Below are 16,863 nucleotides of genomic sequence, written 5' to 3'. Positions count from 1 at the left end.
CTCATTCGTTCGGAAGACCCGGACGCAAGGAGCGATCGAGATTCCGATACCCCTTCCGGATCCGGACACGAGACCCGCGGATGTGACGGAAGATCGCTGGAAGGTGGTGCGCAAGAGCCACGTGGAAACACATCGCCGGGCCGCCCTGTCGGACGAATATGGCCACGGAACGCACGTGGCCGGGATCATCACGGGGGGCCTCCCGCCCCTGTCGCCGGCGAAGAAGGTTCCATACCGGGTCCTCGCGAGAAAGTTTTCCGCCGATGCCGACGGGACGACTTCCAAGAGGACCATCGTCGACCGGCCGGTCGAAGCGCCCGAACGCCTCCATGGGGTGGCTCCGAGGACGAAGCTGATCAGCCTTCGCGTCCTGGACCGGAACGGGGACGGCCGGGCGAGCGACATCATCCGCGCGCTGGAGTACATCCGGGAGAAGCTCAACGACGATCCCAAGCTCCTGCGGGTGCACGGCGTGAATCTAAGCGTCGGATACGAGTTCGACGCGGAAATGTTCGCCTGCGGGCAAAGCCCGCTCTGTTCGGCCGTGGATCGACTGGTTCAATCCGGCGTCGTGGTCGTCTGCGCCGCCGGCAATACCGGGTACGGGACACTCGCCGCGGACCAGCGAGCGACTCGCACCGGACTCTCGACCACGATCAACGATCCGGGCAACGCCGCCTCGGCGATCACCGTCGGGGCGACGCATCGCGACGCGCCGCACACTTACGGCGTCTCGTACTTCTCCTCGAAGGGGCCGACCGGTGACGGCCGCGCGAAACCCGACCTCGTCGCGCCGGGCGAGCGCATCACCTCCGCGATCGCGGGCGAAAAACTCAAGACTCTGCTCGCCTCGATCAATCAGCGGGTCCAGAACGGGGTCGCTTACTACGTCGACGACAGCGGCACGAGCATGGCGGCCCCACACGTCTCCGGCGCCATCGCGGCGTTCCTTTCCATTCGCCGGGAGTTCATCGGCAGGCCCATGGAGATCAAGCGGATTTTTCTCGAAAGCGCGACGTCTCTGGGGCGCGAGAAGTACTTCGAGGGTCATGGCCTGGTCGATCTGATGAGGGCCATCCAATCGGTTTGATTCCACTTTGGCTCAGGGGAGTCCCATGAAAACGCCGTTTCCCAGCTTCGAGATCGAGTTCACCAAGGAAGGCGACCCCTTTGGGGATTCCGACGCGGTAACTGACAAGATCGCCCGGCAAGCGCCCCTCACCGATCTTTTCGTGATTTCGCATGGATGGAACAACGACCTCGCGGATGCCAGGACGCTCTACGAAACCTTTTTCAAGCGGGTGGGTGAGGTGGCCAAGGCGGGAATCATTCCAGGCCTGAGCCAGCGGTCCTTCGGAGTCTTGGGCATCTACTGGCCTTCGAAGAAGTTCACGGAGAAGGATCTGATCCCGGGCGGCGGTTCGGCTTCGGCGGCCCCCCAGAATACGGACGCTGTGATTCGCATCTTGGAGGAGCTGAAGAACGATCCCGTGCGCCTCGGAAAGCGCTCCGTCGATGCCGCGAAAGCGAAGAAGATCGATCGCGCCAAAGAGCTCCTGTCCAAGCTTGACGACCCGGGCGCGCAGGAAGAGTTCGTGGCCATCCTGCGCGCGGTCCTTCAGCCTGGCGCGGCGCACGCGGAAGACGCCTCCGACGCCTTCTTCAAATCCAGTCCCAAAAAGCTGTTCGCCGATCTTGACGGCGGCGTGCAAGCGCCCAGAGCCGCGGGAGGAGGTGGCGCGGCCGATGTGGGAAGCGGCGAAGGAGCCGCGGGTATCAAGGACCTGTTCAGCGGAGTCGTCGGGGCGGCTCGCCGGATGGCGAATTTCGCGACGTACTACCAGATGAAGAATCGCGCCGGAATCGTGGGGAAGGACGGCGTGGCCAAGATGTTGCGCGCGATTCGCAAGCGAAAGCCGGAAATGGGGCTTCACCTGATCGGCCACAGCTTCGGGGGCAGGGTCGTGACCGCCGCGGCGGACGCGCTGGATGCGAACACGTCGAAGGTGACCCTGACGCTGTTGCAGGCCGCCTACTCGCACAACGGCCTGGCATCGAAGTTCGACGGCCAGCACGACGGAGCCTTCCGCGGCCTCGTATCGAAGAAGCGGGCTTCGGGACCGATAATCATCACCCACACCAAGAACGACAAGGCGGTCGGCGTCGCCTACCCGCTGGCCTCCCGTCTTGCCAACGCGAAAGCCTCGGCCTTTGGGACCGCCAACGACCCCTACGGCGGGATGGGTCGAAATGGCGCTCAGTTCACACCCGAAGTATCCGCCTCGTTCGATTCTCTTCGCGACTTTGGCGAATTGAAATCAACTCCCTATGACTTCAAGCCGGGCGCCATCTACAACCTCAATGCCGACCAATTCATCAAGGACCACTCGGACATCTGCAAGCAAGAAGTCGCAGCGGCGCTCTTGAGTGTTGTTCTGGGGGCCTGAAATCAGGGAGGAGCTCTGGGCGAAAGGAATTGGCCCGAAATGTCCTGATATTGGCCGGGATGCACATGGATTCGCGGGTTCCCTGCCTGTATGCTGGTTGTCCTCGACGGATCACCGTGCATGACTCGACTTCTTTCCCTCATCCGCGGCTCTCCGTGCGCTCTTAGGGGCTTTTGAAACCAGCATGATCGAAGGAGGCGCGATGCGCCGTATCGGCACGGCAGCCCTGCTCGGAATGGTCGCCCTGGGTACGGTCGGAGCATCCTTCGGCGCAACGCCGGCGGATCGCCCCGCCGCGGGCTCCGCCTTCTCAGAGCCGCAGCGGATTCTTTGGAGGGATGGCGTCAAGAACGCCTACCCCCACTGGTCGAAGGACGGCGCGCGCATCCTCTTCCAGTCCAACCGGACGGGGAAGTGGCAGATCTACGTCATGAACCAGGACGGCTCGGGCGAGGTCCAGATCACCCAGGGCGAGGCGAACAACAACTTCCCCGATTGGTCTCCGGATGATTCGGAGATTGCTTTCATCTCGGACCGCGACGGAAACATGGAAGTCTACGCCATGCGCGCCGACGGCAGCGCTCTGCGGAACCTGTCGAAGAGTCCCACCCAGGACATCCATCCCTACTGGACGCCGGACGGCAAGAAGATCCTCTTCAATTCCGGCCGCGATGGCGGCCAGCTGCAAATCTACGAGGTCAACCCGGACGGAACCGGCCTGCGGCGTCTGGCCACCTCCGAGGACGAGGACACCTGCGCCCGCGTCTCGCCCGCCGGGGATCGGATCGTCTATCTGGCGAACCTCCACACCGGGTCGGATGACGTCATGATGCGGGACCGGAACGGGTCCAATCCGAAGAACGTCACGCACGATCCTCCTGCCGACGGCTGGCCCGCCTGGACTCCGGACGGACGGCACATCGTCTTCTCCTCCCAGCGCAACGGGCCCTTCGCGCTTTACCTGATGAACTCCGACGGCTCTCAAGCGCGCCAGCTCACCGATCCCAAGCCCCCGCACTTCGATGGGCGTGCCAACGTCTCGCGGGACGGCAAGAAGATCGTCTTCAACCGCGAAAGCGGCGAGACGATCGGCATCCTCGTCGTCGAGCTGCGCTGAAGAGGTCGGACCTCATGGCGCATTGTGCCCTCGTCCCCGAGCTTGGCTGATTGTTCCCACCTGCACGATCCCCACGTCACACGGTTTCGCGGGGGGAAGGCGCTCCGGCCGGGTGGCAAAACCGAAGAAGCAGCCAAGCTCAACGGTATGCGAAATCTGGCTTTACTGGCAGGTAGGAGCGGAGCGCACAGCGCTCATGGTGTGCAAAGGATATCTGGGCAAGACTCTTGATCGGGACAACTATGACCACCACCACAAATGGCGAGGTGGCCCTGACACCCAACAGGACAATCGGTAGTGCGGCAGCAATGCCTCCAACCGACTGGAGTGCACGAACCTGTACACGATCTGTATAGCATCCAATTAGTACAATTACAGAAGCTGCCCTCTGTAACCGAGCCCGTGGAGGTCTCCGGTGAACAAAGCAAAGAAGACGTTTGCGGCTTCGCAACGTTAGATTCTATAGACGGGACCACGACGATGCAGTAACCCTGCGGGTCGTCCTTAAGCACGCAGCCGGAAACGGATACGGCGTCTTTAATGCGTTGACCTCGATTCATCCACAAAGCAAGCTCCTCGGCCTCTTGACTATTACTGGGAGATTGCTCCAGCACAAACGTTGAGTATCTCCCAGCATACTCTCGAACCGCCTCTTCAATCGCGAACTTGTCTTGGATCGGAATAGGCTTCCGAAATGGCCGTCTTATTCTCATGCCGTCGATCAGGATAAGGGCCCCAGGGACTTCCTTTTTGGAAATAGTACCTTTTGATTGAGCAATCGAAGGAAATGCAGGGAATGAGAGGATCAACGCCATCAACAATGTTCTGAGCCTCATGTCGCCCCCTTTCCTGGTCTTGTCCCCTCCGCTGCAGGTCTAGCGAACAACGGATATAAGATACATTGTTCCATAGCACCAGTGGAATGATTTGTCAAGGATTTCTGTTCGGCCCCAGAAGACCATTCGCCCGGGTGCGGACCCAGCTTTGAGACAATGCTGGCAAAGAGCGATTCACTGGACAGGGGGCCTCAGACACGGCAGCTCTCTGGTCAAGGTGGAATTATAAATATCCCCCAGATTGTCTGGTCCCTCCAATATCGCCGACCCGCCCGACCCGATTCGGCATCCGTCCTCGAGCTGCGCTGAAGAGGTCGGACCTCAAAGGTAACGCTTCCGCCCGTCCCACTCCCAATCCGCCGCGCGCTCTGCTATTGTTCGCAGGCCATGCATCTGGAACCCGGCACGCGGCTCGGTCCCTACGAAATCGTCGGCCCCCTCGGAGCGGGGGGGATGGGAGAGGTCTATTGCGCCCTCGACCCGCGCATCGGGCGGGAGGTGGCCATCAAGGTCCTCCCCCCCAGCTTCTCGGAAAACGCCGACCGTTTGCAGCGCTTCGAGCGCGAGGCGCGCGCCGCCGGCACGCTGAGCCATCCCAACCTGGTGACCATCCACGAGCTGGGGAACCACCAGGGCTCCCTCTACATGGTCATGGAGCTGCTCGACGGCGAGACCCTGCGCGCCCGGCTCTCCGATCCCGCGACCCAGTCTCGGTCGAAATCGAAGCCTTCCTCCGGCGCCGGCGCCGCGACGCCGCTGCCCCCTGCGGCCCCGCCCGGCCCCGGCCCCCTCCCCGGCACGGCGGCTCCCGCCGGCCGCGCCTTGGCGGCTCGCAAGGTCGTCGAGTACGGCATCGGAATCGCCTCCGGCCTCGCCGCCGCGCACGACAAGCAGATCGTCCACCGCGACCTGAAGCCCGAGAACATCTTCATCACCCGCGACGGCCGGGTGAAAATCCTCGACTTCGGACTGGCCAAGCTCTCCGGCCAGGCCGGGCAGGATGCCAGCCAGAAACCGACGGCAATGCTGGAGACCACCCCAGGGACGGTGATGGGAACGGCCGGTTACATGTCCCCCGAGCAGGTCCGGGGCCTCGACGCCGACCATCGCTCCGACATCTTTTCCTTCGGCGCCATCCTTTACGAGATGCTCACCGGCCGCGGCGCGTTTCGCCGCGACTCCGCCGTCGAGACGATGAACGCCATCCTCGTTGCCGAGCCGGCGGAGATCCCGCGGGAAGCCGCCGGCTTCTCCCCGGCCCTGGAGCGCATCGTCCGGCGCTGCCTGGAGAAGGAGCCCGAGCAGCGCTTCCAGTCGGCGCGCGACCTGGCTTTCGCGCTCGAGGCGGTGGAAGGCGCCTCCGGAAGCGCCGCCACCCTCAGCCCCGCCTCGCCGGCGCCGGCACGTCGCGGCATCGGCTGGGTGGTGCTCGCCCTGGGCGCCGGGGTCCTGACCGTGGCGGCGTTCTTCCTGGGACGCTGGCTCCCATCCGCCGCCCCGCCTTCCGCGCCCGCCGCGGTGCAGTTCACCCGCTTGACCTTTTCCCGCGGTATCGAGGCGCAGCCCAGCGTATCGCCCGATGGACGCTCGTTCGCCTACGTCAGCTCCGCCGATGGGATCCAGGACGACATCTACCTGCAGCGCGTGGGCGGGGAGAACGCCACGCGCCTTACGCCCGATTCCAAGGAGGACGACTGGTCCCCCGCCTTTTCCCCGGACGGGCAGTGGATCGCCTTCCGGTCGGAAGGGGAGGGGAAGGGGATCTTCGTCATGGGGGCCACCGGGGAGTCGGCCCACCGGGTGGCCGATTTCGGATTCAATCCCGCCTGGTCCCCCGACGGCAAGGAGCTGCTGGTCGCCACGGAGGGACTGACCGATCCCACCTCACGCTCCACCCGCAGCCAGCTCTGGCGCATCGACGTCATGTCGGGCGAAAAAAAGCAGATTCCCATGAAGCAGGACGATGCGGTGCAGCCCAGCTGGTCGCCCCACGGCAAGCGCATCGCCTTCTGGGGCCTCCCCGCGGGAACCGGCAAGCGCGTGCTGTACACGGTGGCGGCCGACGGCGGCGAGGCGACGGCCCTGAACGACGACAACTTCTTCAACTGGTGCCCCGTCTGGTCGCCGGACGGAAAGTATCTCTATTTCGCCAGCGACCGCGGTGGATCCATGAACCTCTGGCGGCGGCCCATCGACGAGCAGACTGGAGCGCCTCTCGGAGAGCCCGAGCCGGTGACCTCCGCCGGGCAATGGAACGGGCAGATCTCCATCTCGAAGTCGGGTCAGGTCGTCTATGCGGCCCTCAGCACCTCCTTCGCGGTGGAGCGCTACCCGGTCGACGCCGCCACAGGAAAGGTCGCCGCTCCGCCGGCGACCATCCTGGGAAGCTCACGGGACATTTGGCTCGCGCGGCCGTCCCCGGATGGCCGCTGGCTGCTCCTGAAGGTGCGCGACGCGCAGGAGGACCTGGTCGTCGCGCAAGCCGACGGCACGGGGCTCCGCCGCCTCACCAACGACCGCTTCAAGGATCGGGATCCGGCCTGGGGGCCCGATTCCGATCAGATCTACTTCTTCTCCGACCGCACCGGACGCTACGAGCAATGGCGGATTCGCCGCGACGGGAGCGGGCTCCAGCAGGTCACGGCGTCGGTGGGAGACACCCTGGCGAATCCGTACCCTTCCCCCGACGGGCGGAGCCTCGCCATCCTCGCCAACGGCAAGATCGAGGAGGCCACCGGCCTGATCGACCTGACGGCGCCCCTCCCCCAGCATGCGGTCCGGTTCCTGCCGCGGCTCGACGAGACCCACGGGTTCGCCGTCGCCGCCTGGTCGCTCGACGGAAAGAGGCTGACCGGCATTCCGATCACGTCGACGACGAGCGAGGGAGGAGTCGCCATCTACACCCTGGAAACGAAGCAGTACGATCGTTTGACGAATAGCGGGTATCCCTTCGACTGGTTCCCCGACGGGCGCCGGATCCTTTACCGGGACAAGAACCAGCTCATGACGGTGGACGTCGAGACCAAGAAGATGCAGGTGGTCCTCGACAAGCTCGGCGCCGGCGTCAGCAACCTGTCCCTGGCGCGCGACGGCCGGAGCCTTCTGGTCGTGCGGGCCGACAACCAGTCCGACGTCTGGATGCTCGGCCCGCCGGCGACGGCGCCGGTCACCCCGTAGAATCGTTCTGCTCGAGCCGTGGATTGACGTATTATTTTGTTAAGATAGGGGCGGCTATCATATTAATAAGGCAAGCATTCAGAGAGCATCAATGAGCGAGTCCCGCCCGCCCCTCCAGCGCGTCCTCGAGACCGTCCTCTATTACACCGACCCCGCTGCCACCGAGCGCTTCTACTCCGACGTCCTCGGCATGCGCCTGCTCTCGCGGGAGCCCGGCCGCAGTCTCTTCTACCGCGCCGGCGAGAGCGTCTTCCTTCTCTTCAACGCCGAGGAGACCCTCAAAGGCACGAACCTCCCGGCCCACGGGGCCACGGGCCCGGTGCACACCTGCTTTCAAGTGGATGCCCAAGACTACAAGCGGTGGAAGCAATACCTGGTCGCGCGCGGAGTTTCCATCATTCAAGAAACCCGCTGGCCCACGGGTCTTTCCTTTTACTTCCATGATCCTGCGGGGAACGTCCTGGAGATCGCGAACACGGATATCTGGCCGAAGTAGATCGATCTGCTTCCTAGGGTGAGTCCGTCGCTGAAGCCGCCTTACTCTCCATTTGGCCATAACTCAGCGATATGCCGTACTCTCTGATCTTTCTGTATAACTTCGGGCGGCTCCAACCGATATAGCGGGCGGCTTTCGCTTTATCCCCAAGACTGTCAGTCAAGGCGCGTTCGATGAGAATCTGCTCCCCAGTTTTGGGTGAACGGAGACGTGTGCTTCCATCAAACAAGCCTTCTAAACGCCGGATTCTTTCCGGAAGGTCCGGCGTGCTCATCGCAATGTTCTCACTGAGGACGATGCAGCGCTGAACGGTGTTCTCCAATTCACGAATGTTACCCGGCCACTCGTAGGCGCACAAGAGATCCAATGCGCGCTCGTCGAAGTGCTTTCGGGGACATCGTGCCTTTCTCATGTATCCCTCAATGAAATGCTCGATCAGGGGCGGGATGTCTTCCCTTCGATCTCGAAGGGCCGGGAGCGCAATCGTAATTACGTTGATGCGATAGAAAAGGTCAAGTCGGAAGCGTCCTTGCTCCACGAGGCGATGGAGATCGCGATTTGTGGCCGAGATGAATCGCACGTCGATGCGCGTAGTATGGCGCGATCCGACAGATCGAACTTCGCCTTCTTGAAGCACCCGGAGGAGTTTGGATTGCATAGCCAGGGACATGTCCCCCAGCTCGTCCAGGAAAAGAGTCCCTTGGTCGGCGAGTTCGAGAATTCCTTTGCGATCCCTCTCGGCGCCCGTGAAGGAGCCCCTGACATGACCGAACAACTCACTTTCCAGGAGAGTTTCAGTGAGTGCGGCGCAATTCTCAGAAAAGAAGGGCTTCGCGGACCGGAGACTGCGGCGATGGATTTCCCGGGCCACGAGCTCTTTGCCCGTCCCACTTTCGCCGATGATGAGCACGGAGAGGTCACAAGCAGCCGCTTTGGCGATGAGCTTTTCGAGGCTAGCCATGCGCGATGAGTTGATGCCCCCGAATGGAGTCGCTGGCGCCTCGGGCGGCACGACTGGAACATCCTTGCCTGCAAAGGCCGTCAGGATCGAAAGAATCTCTCGCAATTCTCCCAGCTCGGCAGAGGAGAGTTTGACCTCTCCTCCATAGCTCCTTTCACCGAATTTACGAAGGAACTCGAGAATGCGTGACTTGGTCTCAAGCTGGCTTTTCGCGGATTCAGCTGACATGGCTCTCCGCCTCCCGGCGTCGAACCGGTGCAAGGCTAATACCACCTACGCAGGAGAGATTCCTCCGTGAGGATGCGTAGCGTAAGCTATTGATACGCTTAATAATGTCCGAGTAGGCGTGCCTGGGGAGAGCGGAGCGCCAGGATCAGAAGGGCTGGGGGAAAAAGAATGTGACGCCAGGAGGCAGCCGACGTGTCACGCTGTATTACGCCGTCCGAAATCGCGGGGAATGTTGTAATGCGCCATCTTCCTGTAGAGCTTCTGGCGATTCCAACCAATGTAATCGGCGGCCCGAGTCTTGTCTCCCGCACAAAGGCTCAGAGCTTCTTCGATGAGCCGGTGCTCTCCGTTTTTCTTGTCCCACGAGACGACAGACGTCGATCGGATGCTGTCCGGTAAATCTCCCAGATCGATGGTGTCGCCACGCGCAAGGGCCATCGCGCGCTCGATACAGTTTTGAAGCTCGCGGACGTTGCCCGGCCAGTCATGATGCCCGAGAGCCTGAAGGGCTTGATCCGACATCGACCAGATCTTCCGGCCCGTGCGGTGTCGATATTCCTGAAGAAAATGCCCAATAAGGAGCGGTATGTCGCCCTTCCGATTCCTGAGCGGAGTCGTTTCGATGATCAATCCGTTCAGACGGAAAAGGAGGTCTTGCCGGAATCTTCCCTCACGCGATTCCTTCCGCAGGTCACGATTTGTGGCGGCAACAATTCTTGCCTTGAACGGCATGGATTCGGTCGAGCCGAGTGGCCGAATCTCACGCTCTTGAATCGCTCGAAGCAGCTTCGTTTGCAGCACTGGAGATGTATTGGCGATCTCGTCGAGAAAGATTGTGCCCCCTCGAGCTGCGACAAAGAGTCCTTCCTTGTTGGTTTCCGCACCCGTGAAAGCTCCTTTGCGATATCCGAACAGCTCGCTCTCCACGAGGTTGTCGGGAAGCGCCCCACAGTCCACCGACAGGAAAGGTTCCTCGGCTCTCGGACCGGACTCATGGATGGCACGGGCGATCAGCTCTTTTCCCGTTCCACTCTCGCCGAGGATCAGAACCGGAAGGTGGCTGGAGCCCGCGGCTGCGATCAGCTGCTTGAGATGGGTGAAATGGCTTCCTTGTCCGATCAGTTTGGGGTGGTCCAGGCGTGCGTTCTCGCGAAGCTTGCGGTTCTCCTCGTTGATGTGAAAATAACGCGCGGCTCGTTCCAAGGCGGCGGCTGCCTGCTGACTGAAGATCTCCAGAGATTTCAGCAGGTCGGGACGAGCATGAAGCCCTCGGCGTCGGCTGTCCAGATAGAGTGCCCCGATGATGCTCAGACGAGAGCGAAGCGGAACACAGACGACCGAGCGAATCCGATGATGGGTGATGCTTTCCGAGCCGCTAAAGGTGGGATCGGTGAAGGTGTCGGCTGCGAAGACAATGTCGCCTCTGCGGATTGCCAGGAGGGCAGTGCGGGTGTACCGGCGCGCATCCGCCAACGACCGGCGCCCGAGATTCCTGGCGACCTTAAGCTCCTCGCGCCCCGAGGGATCGAAAAGGAATATGATGCCTCGCTCGGCCCCGCTGAGCCGGAGCGCCTCGTCTACGATGAGTGACAAGGTCGATTTCATGGAGTCACGGCGGTGAAGCTGCTCGTTGATGCGCGCGATGCTTTCCAATGCGTTACTGACGGGAGGCGCATGGGCAATGCGAGAAGAATGTGAGTAGAGGAGGTCTTCGACATCCTCGCTGCGTTGCAAGAGACTCCTCGAGTCAGGCCGATTCAGAAAGTGCTCTCGTAGAGTCAAATCGCCGATATTGTGCGCAAGTTCCAGCAAGGCGGTTCTGGCGTTTAATAGATGTCGCTTTTCTTCCCAGAAGTCGCCTGCGGAGGCAAGGTGATCCGCAAAGGCCAGGTGAAGCCAAGGCTCCAGCAGCCGATATCGCAGTCTTTCGTTGAGTCCGTAAAGCCGCTTAAGGTAGTAAGCGGCTTCTTCGGATTCTCCCAAGGCAAGAAAGCACTGGGCGAGAGACAGTTGAGCCTCGAAGACGTACGGCCGGAACCCATGGGAGCGGGCCAAAGCCTCCGCGGCGGCAAAGGAACGTCGTGCTTGCGCATATTCGTTCATGGCGGCGTGATACCGACCCTTCGAAATCCTATACACGAGATCCGATATGATGTGCTGTCGGGGCAGTCTTGCGTAGATTCGCTCCAGCCTCTCCCTGGCGAATTGGAACTCTCCTCGCGCGGTCTCGACATTAGACAATCCAAGTCCGCAACTCACCTGATGAACGCGATATCCAGCTTTATCGAGGGGAAGCTCAATTTCAGTAAAGGAGGCCTTGGCTTGTTCATAGGCCCCGGCATGATATAGCACCCAAGCCTTCTGCAAGCGTGCGAGCAATTCGTTCATCGCGTCGCCGCTCTCGACAGAGGCAGCCTGCGCCTTGGCAATCGCATCAAGGGAATCGTCAATCTGGCCACGTAAGAGCAGGGCTTCGGCTAGGCTCAGCTGAGATTGGCCGTATCCGTACAAGGCACGAGCCATTTCTAGGACCTGAAAAACTCTTCGCGCATGAATGACCGATTGTGAAAGATCGCCCTCATACAAATGAAAGACTACCAAGTTCGAATGACAATGCGAGATGCCTCGAAATTCCGCCCAAGCTTCGGCAAGCTGACGACATTTGGATAACACCTTTCGGGCGAGGGCCAGATCACCGCTTTCCATGTACAGGATCCCTAGATTATTAAGAACTGGGATTTTATTCCTGTCGCGTGGTCGGTTTGGTAGTCGCCTTAGCACTTCTACAGCGCATGCCAATGCTTTTGTATAGTTCCCTTCCATGTAATAAGCACCTGCCAGGATACCGAAGGCACTTTCGTAATCGTTCACGATTTGTTCATTGCGACGTATCGATATGCAGACTGAAATTGTCTTAATGGCATTAGTTGGACGCCCTTGGCGAAGCTGGTTTTGGGCGAGAATCTCAAGACAGTTTGATATCTCGTTTCGCAAGTTTTGCCTTTTGGCAAGTCTCATACCCATAGCCGCGAAACGGGTTGATTCGCGGAGTTGAAGCAATTCCGAGTGATGATGTGCGAGTAGCTTGAAAAGGTTGATTCGCTGCAAATAGGCATCCTCTGGAAGAGTCTTCTGGAGTATGCAAGCAATGGCATTGAACTCGTCGGTATTACCTATCCGGTCAAGAAGTTCTAGCACTCTTTCGAAGATTTCCGAGTGCCTGTGGATCTCAGAAACTGGAACTGCGTCGGCCGCTAGACGACAATAATGCAAAGCATCCCCGAGACGATTCATCGATTCGAAATAGTGGGAGGCGGCTAGCGCATGATGAATTACAGCAGCATTATCATGAGCGTGGACAGCAAAAGCGGCAAGGAGCGCATCATGCTGTGAAGGCTGATGAGTAGTGCGAGTTCGGAGAACGTTTAGGCTGTTGCGTGCGAGGGAGAGCGTGGCCTCTGGTGATTGAAACGCTGATATCGCTTCTCGAAAAAGGGAAGAGTTTAAGAAGACTGAGTCGTTCTGAGAGCCCATGTAGCCAATCGCACAGGCCGATTCGAGAAGATGCCGAGCGCGGTGCTCATCACTGGAGGCCAATGCTATAGCCATCCCTATATCCATTGCAAAAGGGGCGATCGCAAATATGGTCAGAAATGCGACATCTTGAGGAGTTAGATTCTGAAGTGTACTGCGCATCAATGCTGTTGTATTCTCCGATCCGGGCGAATCTAGCGGCGACTCCATCGGTTCCCACGCCGGCCCCCGCTTCTTGAGAATACCTCGTTCGATAAACCCACGAAGTTCACTGGACAGGAATCCGGGTAAGCAGAAGCAGCGCATGGCAATTCCTTCCTTCACCGCGCTGCTGAGGGTATTGATATGCAGGAAAAGGTCTATGAACTGAAGCGCACTTGACATAGGAAGAGGAGATACATGTAAGTCCGTTACACGATACTCAAGCATTTCAGCCACTCGGTGCAACGACAATGGGATGGTTGTCAGTTCCGTTGTGATGACGAGGCTGTGGTCAAAATGGTGAAGAAATGTATCAATCTGCGACTGAGAAACATCCGTCCCAGGCAAGACCACCGTAGGCCGCGGGGCACTCCTGGGAGCCTCGCAATTCAGAGAAGATGAAAGAAGTTGTTTACTGGGACTTACGAACGCTTCGTGACAACCGCGAAGGGTTGCATAGAGCGCCAGAAGACGTGATAGCCGATGTACGCCTGAACCCGGAAGGCCTGACAAGTTTAATTGTAGGTGGGGTTCTGACTCAATATTCGTTAGATACGAATCAAGAGCACTAATACCTGAGTGCGACTCGGTGGTGGCGATAAACGGAGGGGAATGAACGACTGTGCCGAACGGGTATGAAGCGGGATAGTCGATCTTATTGTCTTTCAAATGTGCAACTAGATCTTCATAAAGAAAGTATGCGGATGGAAAGCGCTTGTCCCTACTAGTATTCAGGAGCGTAGTTAGAATTGGTACTAGGAAAGCAGGGGAAACCGCTTCAAAAGATAAACCGTTTGGAGTAGGAGCGTGTGGAGCTAAGAGATACGAAGAAGTATGTGAAGCTACATCCAAAGCCGAACAAAGTAAAACGCCGACAGAATAAAGATGTGCACGATAGTCAAAAGATTCACCGGCTATAACTTCTGGCGCCGAGTAGTGAGGATGGAATGCAATGATGTCAGGAACTCGTTGCAAGAGCTGTAGGGGGAGTAGCGGAACATCTAGTAGTTTTAACGTGTGACGGCCGTCGGAGTGAGGTTCCAAGAGAATATTAGCTGGATGAAGGTCCAAATGTGCGTAACCGCGAGAGTGGAGGTAGTAGAGAGTAGAGCAGAGCTGGAGGACGATATCAAAAAACGAAGTATTCGATAGCGAGTGGATAGTTGGCAAGAAAGGTTTACCATCAATATACTCGTAGGAGACATAGACGAGAGAATCAATGTACTCGCAGAAAAGCAGAGGCTTCGCAATGCCTGGGTGGGAGAGGCTCAAATATGAATCACAAATGGACAACAACTGAAGATGATCGTTAGCGAGCCAGGCTGGTACCTGGAATTGTTTTAGGACAACGAGGCGATTGTCCAAGAGACCGTCTTGGGCAAGCCAAAGAGCTCGTCCGTCTTTTTCGCGTCCGAGGGTGTGAAGCTTTGTAAAACGAGGTTTAAGGATGCCATCTCTTGACAAGACCGATCCCTACAGGTATTCGATCGCACGTTAGAAGTTATGCTCAGCGTAGAAAAAAGCAACAAAAAAGGAGAACCCGATCGGGTTCTCCTTTTCTGGGGTTGCTTACTGTACGAGTAGCCGCTATTTCAGCCCCAGATGGCGCCTTCGGTGATAAGGCCAAGGCCATGAGCCAGCGACTTCAAGTAGTCTGCGAGACTCTTGTGGTCGACTCCGGACTGCCGATCGATCACGACGCGAGTCGGCTTGTTACCGCCACCTGCGCTGTTGCCACCCCAAATTGCGCCGTTGGTGGGAGGGGGAACCTTGCCGCCCCAGATTGCGCCGTCGGTCGTCGGGCTGGTCGACTTAGCCGCCGGAGCCGCGAAGAGAACTGAACTGATCACCATCGCCGCCACGAGCACCGCCAGGATTCTCGCCGTCTTCATTTCTTCCTCCCTCGCTGATTTAGGTTATGTGTCCATCGCCGCTGGCCCTGAGAATGGCAATGCGAGTGCCAATTCGATGGCGGAGTCGAGAACGAAATCGTAGCCCTAAGGTAAATAATGATTTACGGGATCGGCGGGAAAACGGGTCGATTCCGGAGGCTTGGAAAACATCAACAAAAACAGGGTGTTTTTGTGTTGGATGTCGTGAAACCTATTGAAAAAAAGCAGGTTATTTCGAGCTGTACGCAGATTACCGTAGGGATTTTCGGACTTTTCTCCTAATCAATTGAAATTACAAATGATGCTTCAATGACCGTCTCAGGCCTAGCGTCCTACCATGGAGGGCGTTTACGGTGAGATGGAAATTGTCTATTATTTTCAGTCAGTTGGAGCAAATCTCGCGCTTACCGAAGGAGAGCTCTGATGAGACGGTGGTCATTAACTGATGCAAATGCAATAATTAGTTCGATGCAACGCGCTCTGTTTCAGGATTTCGGGTCGTTTCCCGTGGAAGACTCAAATCCGCACCATAAAATCCTGACGGACGCATCAGATTCGATGATGTCGGCGGGTTATTCCGGCGGGGAATGGGTCCGGCCGTGTTGCGGAGGGGGACCCGGGAGGCCATATTTTCCGCCCGGGCCGCTATGACCTTTCGTTCAGGAATCCTTATTTGAAGAGGCCTTCGCGTCGATGACTCCTTCCAGGGTTTTCTACCGCCAGTCCCGCGAAGTTCAGGGAATGCTCCTGTCGCTGACCTCCGCCGCGTGCATGGGAATCACCTACGTGGCGAGCAAGTATGTGCTCCGGAGCATCCATCCCGAGACGTTCGTCGTATGCTGGTTCGCCATGGGCTCGCTCTACTCGCTGCTCCTCCTCATGAAGCAGGGGAAGCACACGACGCTGGTCGCCGAAGGAAACCCGTGGCGGCACCTGGTTGGGATCGGCCTCTCCTCGGCGGTCGCCATCATCCTCTTCTTCTACGCCATCCAGATGATCGATCCGGCGCTGGTCTCGTTCTACACCCGGGCGGACAACGTCTTCGCGGTCCTGATGGGGGTCGCCTTCCTGCGGGAGCGGTTCAACTCGTTCGAGGGGGTCGGGGTCGTCATCGCGCTTCTCGGGAGCCTGGTCACGACCTACCGGGGGGGGAACCTCCTGCTGATCGGGCTGTCGCTCTGCCTGCTCTCCTCGGTGATGGAGGGGATCACGGTCATCCTGGTGAAGGTGGCCGTCCGCAAGGTCAGCCCCCTGGTCGTGATCTTCTACCGGTCCCTGCTCGCTTCGGGGATTGCGCTGATCTATGGGCTGGTGACTGGACGGCTGCAGCTTCCCTCGGCGCCGGTCTTCCTGATCATCACGGTCGCGTCGCTGGCCGGCTCGTTCATGGCCAACGTCACCTTCTATGCGAGCCTGGCGCGGATCGACGTGACGCGCGCCACGGCGATCAAGACGCTGCAGCCGTTCTTCGTGCTCCTGGCGGCCTACGTGGTCTTCACGACGCTTCCGACGTCCCGGCAGCTCCTGGGCGGGGCGATCATCGTCGTCGGGATCGTCTGCCTGCTGTACGGGCGTCGGATGGTCCGGAGGCCGGGCGAGGGGACGCTGGTCTTCGAGCCTTAAGGGGAGTATGAATCCGTGCGTCGGACGGGATGGGCGTCCGGTCTGATTCAGTGGCGGCGGAATAGGTTGATGATGAGTGTCAGCAGGATGCTCAGCAGCAGCGACGTGGCGAGCGGAAAGTAGAAAGAGAAGCCACCCCGTTCGAAACGGAAATCCCCCGGCAGCTTGCCGAGCCAGCCAATCCTCCCGGCCAGGGTGAAGAGCGCACCCAGGCCCAGGAGAATCGCTCCCATCAGCATCAGCAGCTTTCCAAGGCTCTCCGGCGTCGGCATGGGCCCAGTCTAGAAAACCGCCGGAAGCTGTGTCAAGATGCTGATGTGCATTGACTTCCAGCCTGTTGGATTTATATTC

At 59.2% G+C, this 16,863-nt stretch carries 10 protein-coding genes; 6 read left to right on the top strand and 4 right to left on the bottom strand.

Features of this window, described 5'->3' with window-relative positions:
• The 5 genes from VGR67_09100 to VGR67_09080 all read left to right on the top strand — a co-directional run.
• Positions 1 to 1,090: S8 family peptidase (locus VGR67_09100; GenBank protein ID HEV8336559.1), on the top strand; the 1,090-nt coding region annotated here is incomplete at its 5' end.
• 25 nt (positions 1,091 to 1,115) lie between these two features.
• Positions 1,116 to 2,447: a hypothetical protein gene (locus VGR67_09095; GenBank protein HEV8336558.1), complete on the top strand. Its 1,332-nt coding sequence runs from the start codon at positions 1,116 to 1,118 to the stop codon at positions 2,445 to 2,447.
• 202 nt (positions 2,448 to 2,649) lie between these two features.
• Positions 2,650 to 3,564, top strand: coding sequence for a hypothetical protein (locus tag VGR67_09090; GenBank protein HEV8336557.1), 915 nt, complete (start codon positions 2,650 to 2,652; stop codon positions 3,562 to 3,564).
• 1,223 nt (positions 3,565 to 4,787) lie between these two features.
• Positions 4,788 to 7,577 carry a protein kinase gene (locus tag VGR67_09085; GenBank protein ID HEV8336556.1) on the top strand — a complete coding sequence of 930 codons (2,790 nt, stop codon included), beginning with the start codon at positions 4,788 to 4,790 and terminating at the stop codon, positions 7,575 to 7,577.
• Positions 7,578 to 7,668: 91 nt separating this feature from the next.
• Complete coding sequence (locus tag VGR67_09080) at positions 7,669 to 8,073, top strand: VOC family protein (protein ID HEV8336555.1); 405 nt, start codon at positions 7,669 to 7,671, stop codon at positions 8,071 to 8,073.
• A gap of 13 nt (positions 8,074 to 8,086) precedes the next feature.
• Here the strand turns inward: VGR67_09080 and VGR67_09075 are convergent, their stop codons facing one another.
• The 3 genes from VGR67_09075 to VGR67_09065 form a co-directional block, all read right to left on the bottom strand.
• Positions 8,087 to 9,262, bottom strand: coding sequence for a sigma-54 dependent transcriptional regulator (locus VGR67_09075; GenBank protein ID HEV8336554.1), 1,176 nt, complete (start codon positions 9,260 to 9,262; stop codon positions 8,087 to 8,089).
• 195 nt (positions 9,263 to 9,457) lie between these two features.
• Positions 9,458 to 13,345 carry a sigma 54-interacting transcriptional regulator gene (locus VGR67_09070; protein ID HEV8336553.1) on the bottom strand — a complete coding sequence of 1,296 codons (3,888 nt, stop codon included), beginning with the start codon at positions 13,343 to 13,345 and terminating at the stop codon, positions 9,458 to 9,460.
• 1,244 nt (positions 13,346 to 14,589) lie between these two features.
• Positions 14,590 to 14,889 carry a hypothetical protein gene (locus tag VGR67_09065; GenBank protein HEV8336552.1) on the bottom strand — a complete coding sequence of 100 codons (300 nt, stop codon included), beginning with the start codon at positions 14,887 to 14,889 and terminating at the stop codon, positions 14,590 to 14,592.
• Positions 14,890 to 15,582: 693 nt separating this feature from the next.
• Here VGR67_09065 and VGR67_09060 point away from each other — a divergent pair.
• Positions 15,583 to 16,512 carry a DMT family transporter gene (locus tag VGR67_09060; GenBank protein ID HEV8336551.1) on the top strand — a complete coding sequence of 310 codons (930 nt, stop codon included), beginning with the start codon at positions 15,583 to 15,585 and terminating at the stop codon, positions 16,510 to 16,512.
• A gap of 47 nt (positions 16,513 to 16,559) precedes the next feature.
• On the opposite strand, the gene VGR67_09055 is transcribed toward VGR67_09060, so the two are convergent.
• On the bottom strand, positions 16,560 to 16,784 hold the full coding sequence (locus tag VGR67_09055; protein HEV8336550.1) for a DUF2905 domain-containing protein: 225 nt from the start codon (positions 16,782 to 16,784) through the stop codon (positions 16,560 to 16,562).
• Positions 16,785 to 16,863: the final 79 nt, after the last annotated feature.

The organism is Candidatus Polarisedimenticolia bacterium, assembly GCA_036004685.1.
Taxonomy (GTDB): domain Bacteria; phylum Acidobacteriota; class Polarisedimenticolia; order Gp22-AA2; family AA152; genus DASYRE01.
Note: the sequence above shows the minus strand (reverse complement) of the source record. Positions and strands in the feature narration are given on the sequence as shown.

Excerpts from the sequence above, each read along its gene's own strand:
- VGR67_09095 (HEV8336558.1), top strand. The coding sequence starts at position 1,116 with ATGAAAACGCCGTTTCCCAGCTTCGAGATCGAGTTCACCAAGGAAGGC.
- VGR67_09090 (HEV8336557.1), top strand. The coding sequence starts at position 2,650 with ATGCGCCGTATCGGCACGGCAGCCCTGCTCGGAATGGTCGCCCTGGGT.
- VGR67_09085 (HEV8336556.1), top strand. The coding sequence starts at position 4,788 with ATGCATCTGGAACCCGGCACGCGGCTCGGTCCCTACGAAATCGTCGGC.
- VGR67_09080 (HEV8336555.1), top strand. The coding sequence starts at position 7,669 with ATGAGCGAGTCCCGCCCGCCCCTCCAGCGCGTCCTCGAGACCGTCCTC.
- VGR67_09075 (HEV8336554.1), bottom strand. The coding sequence starts at position 9,262 with ATGTCAGCTGAATCCGCGAAAAGCCAGCTTGAGACCAAGTCACGCATT.
- VGR67_09065 (HEV8336552.1), bottom strand. The coding sequence starts at position 14,889 with ATGAAGACGGCGAGAATCCTGGCGGTGCTCGTGGCGGCGATGGTGATC.
- VGR67_09060 (HEV8336551.1), top strand. The coding sequence starts at position 15,583 with ATGACTCCTTCCAGGGTTTTCTACCGCCAGTCCCGCGAAGTTCAGGGA.
- VGR67_09055 (HEV8336550.1), bottom strand. The coding sequence starts at position 16,784 with ATGCCGACGCCGGAGAGCCTTGGAAAGCTGCTGATGCTGATGGGAGCG.